Raw genomic sequence first — 13,315 nt, 5'->3', positions numbered from 1 at the left:
GTGCCACGCGGCTATTACACTGCGTCGCTCGATATGAGCGGGTTTCGTTACGCCTCGATACCGTACGCCGCGATCTTCTTGTAGAGCGTTGCACGGCCCATGCCGATTTGCGCGGCGGCGTCGATCACGCGCCCGCCGTTGGCGCGCAATGCATCGCTCAGGAAACGTTTCTCGAACGCCGCCATCGCGTCGCTCCATGACGCGGGTTCGGCGGCGCCGGCTGGCGTTGTCGACGCGGCAATCGTTGAAGCCGTGCCCGCGCCCGTGCTTATGCCCACACCCACGCCGGCGCCGTGCGCCATGCCAAGCAACGGCGCGAGCGCCCGCGCATCGATCCGCTCGCTATCGGACAGCATCACGGCCCGCTCCAGCGTATTGCGCAATTCGCGCACATTGCCCGGCCATCCATAGGAACACAGCAGCCGCAAGGCGTCGTCCTGCAATTCGAAGTGATTGCCGCCGCGCGCTTGGGTCGACAGATCCTCCAGCATCGCGTAGGCCAGCGCTTCGATGTCGGAGACGCGCTCGCGCAACGGCGGCGCCTGGATCGTCAGCACGTTCAGCCGGTAAAACAGATCGGCGCGAAAGCGACCCGCCGCGACCAGAGCAGGCAGGTCGGCCGATGTCGCGGCGATGATCCGCACGTCGGCGCGCACGATCCGATTGGAGCCGAGCGGCTCGAACTCCTTGTCCTGCAAGACGCGAAGCAGCTTGCCTTGCAAGGGCAGCGGCATGTCGCCGATTTCGTCGAGAAACAGCGTGCCGCCGTTCGCCAGCTCGAACTTGCCGACTCGCCCCTTACGGTCGGCGCCGGTGTAGGCACCCGGCGCGGCGCCGAAGAACTCGACCTCGAGCAAGGTATCGGGAATCGCCGCGACGTTGACGGTCACGAGCGGCTGATTCGCGCGCGCCGAGCCGCCATGGATCGCATGCGCGAGCAACTCCTTGCCCGTGCCGGTTTCACCGAGCAACAGCACCGGCGACTCGAGTTGTGCCGCGCGTCGCGCCTGGCGTTTCACCTCGAGACTGGCCGCACTCGTGCCGACGAAACTACCGAAGGTATATTTCGCGCGCCGCGCCTGCGCCAGCGACTGTCGCGTCGCGATCAATTCCTGCTGCACACGCGAGTAGTGGGAAAAAAGCGGCGTCAGCGCCTTCAGTTCATCGAACAGCGCAAAACCGACCGCACCGACCGTGTTCCCGGCGTCGTCCTTGAGCGGCAAACGCGTGACGACGAGCGGCTCGCGGTCTGTTTCCAGAATATCGAGCAGAATCGGTTTGCCGGTCTTCACGACCTCGCGCATCAGGCTGTTGGGAATCACCGCTTCGCAGTCGCGGCCGATTGCCTGTTGCGGGTCCGAAAAACCGAACCGCGCCGCGTAGCGTTTGTTGATCCAGACGACTCGCGCCTCGGCGTCGACGATAAACGTGCCTTCGCTGAAATTTTCGAAGGTGCGGAAAAGCGAGTCCATCGCCCGGCGCAGTACGTCGCCATAGGTGGCAGGCAGGCCCGCCCAGTCGTTCATCATGCTGTCGCTGTCTCCGGCTATCGTGCTAGTTATGCTTTTCTCATTTCGTAGACAAGTTTATCTCACCGAAGAGATCGGCAAAAAGCTTATCCAATAAGGGTTTAACCTCGATTTGACGTAACTTCAGCTGAATTGCGTCCCGATTTAGAGACGGTTGGGTACAATCGGCCGCATCACGTTTCGAACTTCGGCCTGCGAAATCAATAGGCTAGCCGTTATGCCGCAGGTGGCACGGAACCTGCATTTGCGGGCGGCCGTGCCGTCGCGTCGTCGGACGGCGACCACGTAGAACAACCAAGCTTTGGAGACTCAATGTCCTTTGTCATCGTCCTCGCCGCCCTGGCGTTTCTGATGTTTGCCGCGTATCGCGGCTACAGCGTCATATTGTTTGCGCCGATCGCCGCGCTCGGCGCCGTCCTGCTGACCGATCCGTCCGCGGTTGCGCCGGTCTTCACCGGCATCTTCATGGAGAAGATGGTCGGCTTCGTGAAGCTCTACTTCCCGGTGTTTCTGCTTGGCGCCGTGTTCGGCAAGGTGATCGAACTGTCCGGTTTCTCGGAGTCGATCGTGGCGGCGGCCATTCGCTATATCGGCCGCTCGCGCGCCAATGCGGTGATCGTGGCGGTGTGCGCGCTGCTCACCTACGGCGGCGTGTCGCTGTTCGTGGTGGTGTTCGCGGTCTATCCGTTTGCCGCCGAGCTGTACCGTCAAAGCAATATTCCGAAGCGCTTGATGCCCGGCGCCATCGCGCTCGGCGCGTTCTCGTTCACGATGGATTCGCTGCCGGGTACGCCGCAAATTCAGAACATCATCCCGACCACCTTCTTCAAGACGACTTCGTGGGCCGCGCCCGCGCTCGGCGTGATCGGTTCGCTGTTCATCATCGTGGTCGGCCTGACGTATCTGGAATGGCGCCGCCGCGCGGCAATGGCAACCGGCGAGGGCTACGGCACGAATCTGGTCAACGAGCCGGAACGCGTCGAATCGAAACAACTGCCGCATCCGCTGCTGGCCGTGGCGCCGCTGGTGCTGGTGGGCGTTGCGAACTTTATGCTGACCCGCTGGATTCCGAACTGGTATGGCGCGACTTACACGGTGGCGCCGGACATTCTGCCGGGCATCCATGCACCGGTCACCACGACGATCAAGAGCGTGGTCGCGATCTGGGCCGTGGAAGGCGCGCTGCTGCTCGGTATCGTGATGGTCGTGATCACCGCGTTCGGCCGGGTGCGCGAACGTTTTGCGATCGGCACCAAGGCAGCGGTGGCGGGCGCGTTGCTGGCTTCGCTGAATACCGCGTCGGAATACGGCTTTGGTGGCGTGATCGCGGCGTTGCCGGGTTTTCTGGTGGTCAGCAATGCGCTGAAGAGCATTCCTAATCCGCTCGTCAATGCCGCCGTGTCGGTGAGTTCCCTGGCGGGTATCACGGGTTCTGCGTCGGGCGGCATGAGCATCGCGCTGGCGGCCATGTCGGACACGTTCATCAAAGGCGCGGAGGCAGCCCATATTCCGATGGAAGTGCTGCACCGGGTCGTCGCCATGGCGAGCGGCGGCATGGACACGCTGCCGCACAACGGCGCGGTGATTACGCTGCTGGCCGTGACGGGTTTGACGCACCGTCAGTCGTATCGCGACATTTTCGCGGTGACGGTGATCAAGACGCTGGCGGTGTTCTTCGTGATCGGGGTGTATTACGCGACTGGGCTGGTTTAAGCGGGAACGCTTTCGTGTAATGGGGCGGCGTCGAGCCGACTTGATCGGCGCATGACGTTTTGTTCGGGTAGCGTAGCGTTTCGACAACCGACGCCACCACCCCGCCCATGACCTCGACGCCCACCTTCTGGATGATCCCGACCGCGCCCACACCGGTCGGCCCCTTCTCCCACGCAACCGAGGCCGACGGCTGGGTCTTCGTGACCGGCCAGATGCCGACCTCGCCCACCGACGACAGCGCGCCCTTACCCGACGGCGTCGTCGCGCAAACGCAGCGCGTCATGGACAACCTGATGCTGGTTTTGCAAGGCGCGGGCCTCGGGCTGCAACACGTCGTCGCCGCGCGCATCTTTCTGACCGAGTTCAAGCGGGACTATGCGTCGATGAACGCCATTTACCGCGCCTACTTTCCCGCCACCGCACTGCCGGCCCGGACCTGCATTGGCGTCACGGCTCTTGCGCGCGATGCGCTGGTCGAGATCGACTTCATCGCGAGACGACCGGGGCCGGGCTGATTCGCGGGGGGCGGGCAGGCGAGCGGAGCGATGCAGGGCAACGCAACGCAGGCTGCCCACTCAATGCACCGACTATTCGTCCAGGTCGAAGTGATCGATCAACGCGTCATGCAACGAGATGGCGCGCTCGTCCATGTCGACCGTCCACCGTTCGCTGCCGCGGCATAGCTGCTGCACCTCGCGGCATTGCTGCGCGAAGGCCGCCTCCTGCACGATCAGGAGCGCGCCGCCCGCGCTGTGCGCCCAGCCGCCCAGCGCTTCCCGATCCTCCGCTTCGACGATCGCCATGAGCCTGGGCAGTTCGCTTTGCAAGTGCTGTCTGAGCATGGCGTTGTAGCGCGCTTTGTCGTCCGCGCTGAGGGTAGACGCCGGCGAACCTGCCGCGCCAGTCTCCGTCGCAGCCTCGCCCCCATGCCCACGCGCCGACGCGACCTCGAGCAACGCCGCCTCCAGTTCGCCCAGCGACGCCGGTTTGGCGACATGCCCCGTAAAGCCGCGCTCACGCCACGCGGCGTCGTCCTGCGTGTCGGTCACGGCGCTGAACGCCAGCACCGGCAGATCCGGATGCGACTTGCTCACCTGCGCCAGCAACTCGTACCCGTCCATTACCGGCATATGAATGTCGCTCAGCAGCACGTCGAAATGAGCCTGCTGGGCGGCCGCCAGCGCTTGCCGTCCGTCCCCCGCGATGGTCGGCGAACAGCCCAGCGCGATGAGTTGCTCGACGATCAGGCTTTGAATCAGCGGATTGTCTTCGGCGACCAGCACTTTCAGTCCGTGCAACGCGGCATGCACTGGCTGAGGCGAAGCGACGACGGGATCGACCGGCGCCGCGACTGCGGCGGCGCGCGCATTCGGACCGCCGGTCGCGAGATCGACCGCGGACATCACTGCCTTGCGACTAAATTCACTGACTTCGAATATGCCGTCGCCGCGCAAAGCCGGCATGTGCGGGCCGCCATACGTGATCCACACCGTACCGATTGCCTGCGCCTCACGCAATTCAGCCACCGCATCGAGATCGTATTCGCCGGTCACGACCAGCACATCCGGGCGGTTCACTCGCAGCCAGGCTTGCGCGCCGCGCATCGACGTTTCGGTATGCACGCTCCAGCCTTTGCGTTGCAACGCGGTTTCCAGCAATTGTCCCGACTCGCGTTCCTGACACAGCACCAGCGCATGGCCACGGCGCGGCGCCTCGACGGCCGCCGTGCGCGACTCTTCCGGCGGTAGCGCGAGCGGGATCGCGACCGTGAATGCGCTACCGACACCGAGCACGCTTTCGACCGAAATATGGCCGCCCATCAACTCGCACAGCCGCGCGCAGATCGACAACCCGAGGCCCGTGCCGCCATAGCGGCTCGACGTACTCGCCTCGCCTTGCACGAACGGATTGAAAATGCGCGCCACCAGCGCCTGATCCATGCCGATCCCCGAATCGCAGACCCGGCAGATGAGAATCGGGTTGCCCTGCGGGTCGTCGTCGATCTCCGCGCTCAGCACGATCTTGCCGCACGACGTGAACTTGAACGCATTGCTCAACAGGTTGTTCACGATCTGCGCGATACGCGTGCGATCGCCACGCAGCGGCTGGTCGAGCGTTGGCGACAGATGCGAGTAGAAACGGATAGGCCGGTCCGCCTTCATCGGCGCACAGGAAAGCGCGATGTTTTCCAGGTCGTCCACCGGACGGAACAACTCCGTGGCGAGCCTCATTTCGCCGGCATCGATTTTCGAAAAATCGAGAATGTCGTTGACGATGCCACGCAGTGCATTGGCTGCCACCCCCAGCGTCGCGAGTCGCTGAGTGTGGGCGTCGAGCCCCGGCGTGCGCGCGAAGAGTTCGAGATTGCCGAGCAGCGCATTCAACGGTGTGCGGACTTCGTGGCTCATCGACGCGAAAAAATTCGAACGCGCCCGCATCATGTTTTCCGACGTCTGCTGCGCGAGCCGCAACTGCTGTTCAAGTTCATATTGCGCGGTGACATCGAGAATCGCGCAGAACAGCACGTCCTGATCGTCGTAGCGGGCCGGCGCATAGGTGAGCTGGAGGAACCGGCCGGGCGCGGCCGCGCGCTCGTCAGGATGCGAGGCGATCGGCGGCGGCGTGGGCGTGGCCTGTGCGGGCAAGGCCGGCACGACGAATGCGGCGATTTTCGCAAACGCGTGGGCGGAGGGTTTATCCGTCGCCTGCGCGCGAAACTCGTCGACGATATGCGAGGGCAGGCGTTCGCCATCCGGTTCGATATGCAACAGTTCCTTGGCCAACGCATTCGCGGTCAAAATCGAATGATCGCTCTGCCGGACGATGCACAAACCGATCGGCGTCGCGCTGACCAGAATGTGATTGATCGTCTCGCTCTCCAATGCGCGCGATGTCTCGGCAAAGCTGACATGCAACAGCCGCAAGCCCCAGAAACGGGCGATCAGCACGATAGCCAGCAAGATCAGCAGCGTGAGTGCGGCAAGCACCGCCAGTTGCCAGCCGAGCGCCGACGCGAGCCCACGCCAAGTGACATAGCCGACCAGCGCGCCGAAACCGGGCGTGAGCGGTTCATAGAAAATGACGCCGTCGCGGATATAGCGGTTGGTGTCGGGCGGCGTGTGCGCCACGACGCCCTGCAGCAGCGTCACGCGCTGCGCGTCGAGCGGCGGCGAGGACACGATCAGGCGGCGATCCGCCATCATCAACAGCATCGCGCCTTCGTGGTTGGGCCACTTCAGCCGCGCCGGCAGCGTCTCGACCGGCACGCTGACCGCGATCAGCGTGACCGGTTTGCCGTCCGCGTCGTAGTAGGCACTGACCGCCGAGATCACCAGCAGCCCTTGCAGCGGGTCGCGATACGGGCCCAGCCAGACCCGCTCGCCCTTGCCCGGCAGCCGCTTGCCGGTTTGCGTCTGGAGTTCATGCAGCAGGGTGGCGCGCAACGTGCCCACGGCGGCCGCTTGCAACGGCGGCGTGGCAGGCGAGCCGTTCGCGTCCGGGCGAACGACCGACGGCAAAATTGCGGCGTAGTCTTCGTTCAGCCCGAGCAGCACCGTGCGTTGACGCAGTTCGAACGCCTGCTGCGTGACTAGCGCCGATTGCGCGGCTTCGTACAGGCGCCACAGTTTCGCGTTCAGCTCGTCGCCCCACGCGGCCCGCGTCGCCTCGCCGATCAGCACGTCGAAGCCGGCACCGATCCGCTCGATGTCGCCCCGCGCGACGCCCGTCTGGCGAACCGAGTCTTCGATCGCATCGGGTACGCGCAATACGTTGGTGGTGGTCTGATAGAAGTCGAGCGTGAACTCGGTGCGCCGCAGAAACGATTCCTCCCGATGCAGCAGCAGCGAAAACTCGGCGGCGTTCTGCGCGGCGTAAGTATGCAGGTAGTCCAGTTGCTTGCTCGCGCCGATCACCGCGAGCGCGAGCGCGAAAACGACCACGATCAGCATCAGCGAGGCGATCGTCGCGAGGTACACCCCCTGTTGACGCTTCGCACTTTGCTCGAGCGAAGCAAACGCGTGCGCCAGTGATTCCTGAGTGCGATCGAGGATTTTCTGCATCGACGCGTGGGTTGCGTGAATCAAGCCGGCGGGCCGCCACGATAGCGAGGCGGACAAATGGTTCTGTAAGCCTTACATCGCCGAAGTGTAGCGCTTTTGAAGCTGGCCGCCACATTCCTCCGACGGTAGTTCGACCGCTACGCGCAACGCATGAACAACCCTGCAATAACGGCCCCAAGCGGCATAAACCTGAGTGCTTTACTGGGAAAACCCTCAAGGAAAAGCGTTAATTTGCCGTTAAACCTTGCAATCACGTAAGCACCGCGACCTGTCCGCGGCTAGCACGAGCAAGGAACGCCATGCGCAACAATCAGCCCGTTACCGGGCACGAGTACGAATTCCCTTCGTCGCAAATGCTGGTTTCCGCGACCGATCTGACCGGCCGTATCCAGTACTGCAATCCGGCTTTCATCGCCGTCTCGGGTTTCACGCGCGAAGAACTGATCGGCCAGCCGCATAACCTGATCCGCCATCCGGACATGCCGCGCGAGGCGTTCGCCGATCTGTGGACGACCATCCGCGACGGCCGTCCCTGGACCGCGCTCGTCAAGAACCGCCGCAAGAACGGCGACCATTACTGGGTCCATGCCAATGTCACGCCGGTGGTCGAGAAAGGCGTGATCGTCGGCTATCTGAGCGTGCGCGTGAGACCGGAACGCGAAGCCGTGCGCGACGCCGACGCGCTCTACGCCCGCATGAGCGCGGGCGAGTCGCGTGGCCTGAAACTGCGCCGCGGCGTGGTGGTACGCACCGGCGTGCCCGGCCGGATTCAGGCGCTGATGCGCCTACCGGTCGCGACGCGCGCGGCGATCGGCTATGCGCTGACGCCGCTCGCGCTGCTGGCGACCGGTTTCGCCGCCTGGCAAGGCGTGCCGCCCGTGCCGTTCTGGATTGCGTTCGGCGTCACCGCCGCGCTCAGCGTGGTGTTGTGGCAAGTACTGACGCACCAGCTCGCCACGCCGATCCGTGACATGTCGGGTTTCGCGACGCGTCTCGCCGCAGGCGACCTGACCGCCGATCTGGAGATCGCGCGTCACGACGATCTCGGCGACGTGCTGCAGGCCTTGAATCAACTGAAGGCGAATCTCGCGGCGATCGTCTTCGACGTGCGCGCGCAAATCACCGGCATGCTCGACAACGCGCGGGAAATCTCCAGCGGCAATGTCGATCTCGCGCGCCGTACGGAATTGCAGGCGGCGTCGCTCGAAGAAACCGCCGCCACCATGGAAGAGCTGACCACGACCGTCCAGGCCAACGCCGACGCCAGCGTGCGCGCGCTCGATCTTGCCAAGGATGCCCAGGCAGCCGCGGCGGTCGGCGGCCAGATCGCGGGCCAGGTCGAGCAGACCATGGCCGGCATCACGGCGGCGTCCCGGCGGATTGCGGACATTACCGGCGTGATCGACGGCATCGCGTTCCAGACCAACATCCTCGCACTGAATGCCGCCGTCGAAGCGGCGCGCGCCGGCGAATCGGGCCGCTCGTTCGCAGTCGTCGCGGGCGAGGTGCGGATGCTGGCACAGCGCTGCGCGGCGTCGTCGAAGGAAATCAAGTCGGTGGTCGAGGCGAGCGCCAGCGAAGTCGCCGTGGGCACCGAACTGGTTGCGCGCACCACCTCGCAGATGCGGGTGATCGATGAAGCGGTGAGCCGCGTGTCGTCGATCATCGTCGAAGTCGCGAATGCGAGCAGCGAACAGGCGGAAGGGATTCGCCAGGTGAATCAGGCGGTCTCGCATCTGGATGGCGCGACCCAGCAGAACGCCGCGCTCGTCGAGCAGGCGGCGGCCACTGCACAACGTCTCGCGGAACAGGCCGACGTACTGGACGAGGCCGTGCGGCTATTCACGGTCGCCGAAGCCACGCCCGCGCAACGCGCCGTGACGCCGCGCCATCAGGCACGCACGCCGAACGCCGCGACGGCTTCGACCGCTGCGACGCCTGAACCGAAGCGCAGCGCCGCACAGGAAGAAGCGACATTGTTCTGATAGATCGGCGTTACTCCCACCTCGACAGCCCACTATTGAAGGGGCACGATGTGTTCGTCAGCGCCCAACTAGTTGCACGGGCCGGCTGACCCGAGTAACAACGGCGTTTAGCAGCCCGTCCATTTATGGACGGGCTATTTTTTTGGCCGTGCGCCTTGTCTTTCGCGCAAGACCTTTCCGGTTGCGCGCGCGGACCCAGTTTTGTCCGCAGGTTCCCGCAAGCATGCCGAACGGCGAGAAGACTCGCGAGTCGCCCGTATAACCGGAGCGCGCGTCACCCGCGTGACAGCGAGGGAGAACGACTGCACCGCCTGGGGGCACGAAAAATGCAGCCGTCGTAGTGGAGAGTCGCGTTAAACTGGTTATGCACGCTGAGCGTTGCGACACGCGCAGCCCGGCGAGCCGCACCAGGCAACGCACGCGGCCGTGTCCGGGTAAGCTGGCAACTGGGCGGGAAGACGGCGAGGCGCGCCAGACAGCGCGCTACCCTGCCCGTACAATGGTTCGATCAACACAACGGAACAAGGACAACTTCGATGCGCACTACCGGGTCTTCCGGGTCAATGGCCCTGCTCACCGAATACGACGACGCGACGGCGCGCGAACTCCGCTCGCTGCGCCTCGAATCGACAGAAGACGGCAAAGGTATTCTTCTGATCGAAGTCGACGAGCGCAAGCCAGGCATACACCGCGAAGTGCGCTACGAAATCACGCCGGCCGAACTGATCGCGGCGATTCGCGCGCACGGCGCCGAACTGCCGGGCGAGCAGCACAATCATCGTCAATAAAGTTCAAGCATGCGGCAGCGGCGCTTAAACGCCCTGCCGCATGTTGTTTGTCGCCTGTTGCAATGGCAAGTCGGCCAGACTTTCCGTTTATCTGGTTCGAGCGTGACCGCAGCCCATGTCAATCGGGCATTAATTCCGTATCAGCCTCGAATCGAGCGAGCGCGCGAGTCCTGTTTCAGAGGGTTCGTAGCGCATCTGCCGTTCGCGCTTTCAAGCTTTCGGCGCACCACGACGCCGCTTTCAACTACGAAATAAAGGACATCGTTTCCTGACGTTTGCACGTCTTGAAAATACGTCCATAATCCCTGCATTCTCCTTTGCTTTCCCTACCTGCGCCGCTCCCGAAAGGGCTGCGGATGTAAGCCGATGCTACATGATCTCGTCGAGCAATATGGGCCGGCGCTCGTCTTCGTCAACGTGCTGGCCGCCTCTATCGGGCTGCCGGTTCCGGCGATGCCGTCGCTGGTTCTGTTCGGCGCCATGGCGGCCATGCACCCGGGTTCGGTGGGCACGCAATTGGCGCCGGTATTGATTCTGTCGATCTTTGCCACGCTGATCGGCGACAGCGTCTGGTATCTCGCCGGGCGTATGTACGGCGGCAACACGCTGAAAACGATCTGCCGCCTGTCGCTGTCGCGCGATACCTGCGTGAAAAAGACCGAGCGCTTTTTCGGCCGCTGGGGCGTGCGCGTGCTGGCCGTGGCCAAATTCGTGCCGGGCCTGTCGATCGTGTCGATTCCAATGGCGGGCGCAATGGGCACGCGCTACCGTACGTTTCTTACTTATGACAGCATCGGTGCTGCCTTATGGTCGGGCACCGGCCTGATCATCGGCGCGTTGTTCGCGAAGCAGATCGACATGCTGTTTGCCATGGCCGGGCGCCTCGGCCGCACGGCGGCGCTGGTGGTCGTCGCGCTGCTGTTGCTGTACGCCGCGTACCGGTGGATTCGTCGTCGCCAGTTGATTTCCAAGCTTGCGTCCGCACGTATAGAGGTCGATGAGCTGGCCAAGCTCGTCGCGGCGGGCAAAACACCGGTCATGTTCGACATCCGTTCGCAAGAAAAGCGCAAGCTCGATCCGTTCGTGATTCCCGGTTCGCAATTCGCGGACGAACGGCAACTCGACGAGATCGTCGCCACGTATCCGCGCGATCAGAAGCTGGTGATTTACTGTTCCTGCCCGAACGAGATTTCGGCTGCATGGATGGCCAAACAATTGAACGAGGCCGGTTTTTCCGACGTGCTGCCGTTACGCGGCGGCATGGAAGCCTGGCGCGACTCGGGTAAGCCGGTCGAAGCGCTGCCCGACACGCCGCCGCCCGAGATGGCGGTCGACCACATCGCGCCGAAGGCCGTGTAGCGCGGCAGCGTATCCGTCCTGGCGCCGTCGGTGCGCCGCGCCGCTCGCCTCCGTTCGATCTATCAATGAACACCGAAGGAGCGGTTCAATGCTTTCGACTCAAGACGTTTCGACGCAAGACACTGAAGGACAACCGCAGGCGATCGTCGCCGACGCGCCGTTTTCGAATCTGGCGACGCGTATGCACCAGATGTTTCCCTCCCTGACCAGCGCGGAAATCGAACGCCTGCGCCGCTTCGGCGAGATCGGCAACTGGCAGGCCGGTGAACTGCTGTTCGAGACCGGCCGCACCGGCCCGGGCATGTTCGTGGTGCTGGAAGGGCGCGTGAAGGTGTACCAGCGCGACGGCATTGGCCGCGAGGTGGTGATCGCCGATCACGGCGCCGGGCATTTTCTGGCGGAAGTCGGTCAATTGTCGGGCCGGCCTGCGCTGGTCAACGGTATGGCGCTCAGCGCGGTGCAAGCGCTGCTGATCCCGCCGGACCAATTGCGCGCGCTGATCGTTGCCGAAGCCGAACTGGGCGAGCGCATCATGCGCGCGCTGATTTTGCGGCGTGTGTCGCTGATCGAAAAGGGCGCCGGCGGGCCGATTCTGATCGGCAACAGCAGCGACGCGCGGCTCGTCATGTTGCAGGGTTTTCTGTCGCGCAACGGCCATCCTCATTCGGTGATCGACGAACGCGATGAAGACGCGCTGCGTCTGATCGAGCAATTCGCCGCGCAGAAAGAAGACATGCCGCTGGTGATCTGTCCGGACGGCTCGGTGCTGCGTCATCCGAGCATGCCGGAACTGGCCACTTGCCTCGGCTTGCTGCCCGATCTCGACGACTCGCATGTGTACGACGTCGCGATCGTCGGCGCCGGGCCCGCCGGTCTCGCGACCGCCGTGTACGCGGCCTCCGAGGGTCTGTCGGTGATCGTGCTCGACAGCCGTGCGCCGGGCGGCCAGGCCGGCGCGAGCTCGCGGATCGAGAATTACCTCGGCTTTCCGACCGGAATTTCCGGGCAGGCGCTGGCGGGACGCGCTTTCGTGCAGGCGCAGAAATTCGGCGCGCACGTCGCGATTCCGGTCCATGTGAAGGCGCTCAATTGCGCGGAGTCGCCGTACCGGCTGGAGCTCAAGTGCGGCGGCCACATCACCTCCCGCACCATCGTGATTGCGAGCGGTGCGGTGTACCGACGGCCGGCGCTGCAGGGTCTCGATCGCTTCGACGGACGCGGCGTGTACTACTGGGCGTCGCCGGTCGAGGCCAAGCTGTGCAAACGCCAGGAAATCGTGCTGGTGGGCGGCGGCAATTCGGCCGGCCAGGCGATTGTCTATCTAGCAACGCATGCGGCCAAGGTTCACGTGCTGATCCGGCGCGGCGGCTTTGAGGCGACCATGTCGCGCTATCTGATCGACCGTATTCGCTCGCTGCCGAATGTGTTCGTGCATCCGCATTCGGAAATCGGACAGCTCGACGCGGACGACAGTGGTCTCGCGCGCGTCGGCCTGAAAAAGCCTCTGCCCGACGGCACCGATCACTTCGACACGCGGCATCTGTTCCTCTTCACCGGCGCGGATCCGAATACCGACTGGCTGCGCACCTGCGGCGTGGAACTCGACGAGAAGGGCTTCGTGCTCACCGGCACCAACATCGACGGCGCGTCTGTCTGCGATCTCGCCACCACGGTCGAAGGCGTGTACGCGATCGGCGATGCCCGCGCCGGATCGACGAAACGGGTCGCGGCGGCGGTGGGCGAAGGCGCGGCTGTCGTCGCGCAGATCCATCAACTGCTGGCCGCTTCGGCGGAGGAAGCGGTCGCATTGGGCGCTTGAGGCGCGCACGAGAGGCCCGCGCAGTTCACGCCTTGGGTCTCTCGTCGACGCCTCTTGTTCT

General features: G+C 64.1%; 8 protein-coding genes. 6 read left to right on the top strand and 2 right to left on the bottom strand.

Features of this window, described 5'->3' with window-relative positions; all coding sequences use genetic code 11:
- Positions 1 to 47 precede the first annotated feature (47 nt).
- Positions 48 to 1,529, bottom strand: a complete 1,482-nt coding sequence (locus BX591_RS27820) for a sigma-54 interaction domain-containing protein (protein WP_111934549.1) — start codon at positions 1,527 to 1,529, stop codon at positions 48 to 50.
- Between the two features lie 312 nt (positions 1,530 to 1,841).
- Here BX591_RS27820 and BX591_RS27815 point away from each other — a divergent pair, with 312 nt between their 5' ends.
- Both BX591_RS27815 and BX591_RS27810 read left to right on the top strand, forming a co-directional pair.
- Entirely contained in the window at positions 1,842 to 3,242 is a 1,401-nt protein-coding gene (locus BX591_RS27815; protein WP_111934548.1) for a GntP family permease, read from the top strand.
- A 107-nt stretch (positions 3,243 to 3,349) separates the two neighbouring features.
- Complete coding sequence (locus tag BX591_RS27810) at positions 3,350 to 3,757, top strand: RidA family protein (RefSeq protein WP_111934547.1); 408 nt, start codon at positions 3,350 to 3,352, stop codon at positions 3,755 to 3,757.
- A gap of 72 nt (positions 3,758 to 3,829) precedes the next feature.
- On the opposite strand, the gene BX591_RS27805 is transcribed toward BX591_RS27810, so the two are convergent.
- The gene (locus BX591_RS27805) at positions 3,830 to 7,303 is read right to left on the bottom strand and encodes an ATP-binding protein (RefSeq protein WP_111934546.1); all 3,474 of its coding nucleotides are present in this window, start codon (positions 7,301 to 7,303) and stop codon (positions 3,830 to 3,832) included.
- A 299-nt stretch (positions 7,304 to 7,602) separates the two neighbouring features.
- Here BX591_RS27805 and BX591_RS27800 point away from each other — a divergent pair, with 299 nt between their 5' ends.
- The 4 genes from BX591_RS27800 to BX591_RS27785 all read left to right on the top strand — a co-directional run bounded on the left by BX591_RS27800 (position 7,603) and on the right by BX591_RS27785 (position 13,254).
- On the top strand, positions 7,603 to 9,288 hold the full coding sequence (locus tag BX591_RS27800; RefSeq protein ID WP_111934545.1) for a methyl-accepting chemotaxis protein: 1,686 nt from the start codon (positions 7,603 to 7,605) through the stop codon (positions 9,286 to 9,288).
- 536 nt (positions 9,289 to 9,824) lie between these two features.
- Positions 9,825 to 10,076 carry a hypothetical protein gene (locus BX591_RS27795; RefSeq protein ID WP_007178686.1) on the top strand — a complete coding sequence of 84 codons (252 nt, stop codon included), beginning with the start codon at positions 9,825 to 9,827 and terminating at the stop codon, positions 10,074 to 10,076.
- Between the two features lie 366 nt (positions 10,077 to 10,442).
- Positions 10,443 to 11,435: a DedA family protein/thiosulfate sulfurtransferase GlpE gene (locus BX591_RS27790; protein ID WP_111934544.1), complete on the top strand. Its 993-nt coding sequence runs from the start codon at positions 10,443 to 10,445 to the stop codon at positions 11,433 to 11,435.
- 88 nt (positions 11,436 to 11,523) lie between these two features.
- Complete coding sequence (locus BX591_RS27785; protein ID WP_111934543.1) at positions 11,524 to 13,254, top strand: FAD-dependent oxidoreductase; 1,731 nt, start codon at positions 11,524 to 11,526, stop codon at positions 13,252 to 13,254.
- The last annotated feature ends 61 nt before the right edge of the window (positions 13,255 to 13,315 follow it).

The organism is Paraburkholderia bryophila (assembly GCF_003269035.1).
Taxonomy (GTDB): Bacteria; Pseudomonadota; Gammaproteobacteria; order Burkholderiales; family Burkholderiaceae; genus Paraburkholderia; species Paraburkholderia bryophila.
This window is presented reverse-complemented; position numbering and strand designations above follow the sequence as displayed.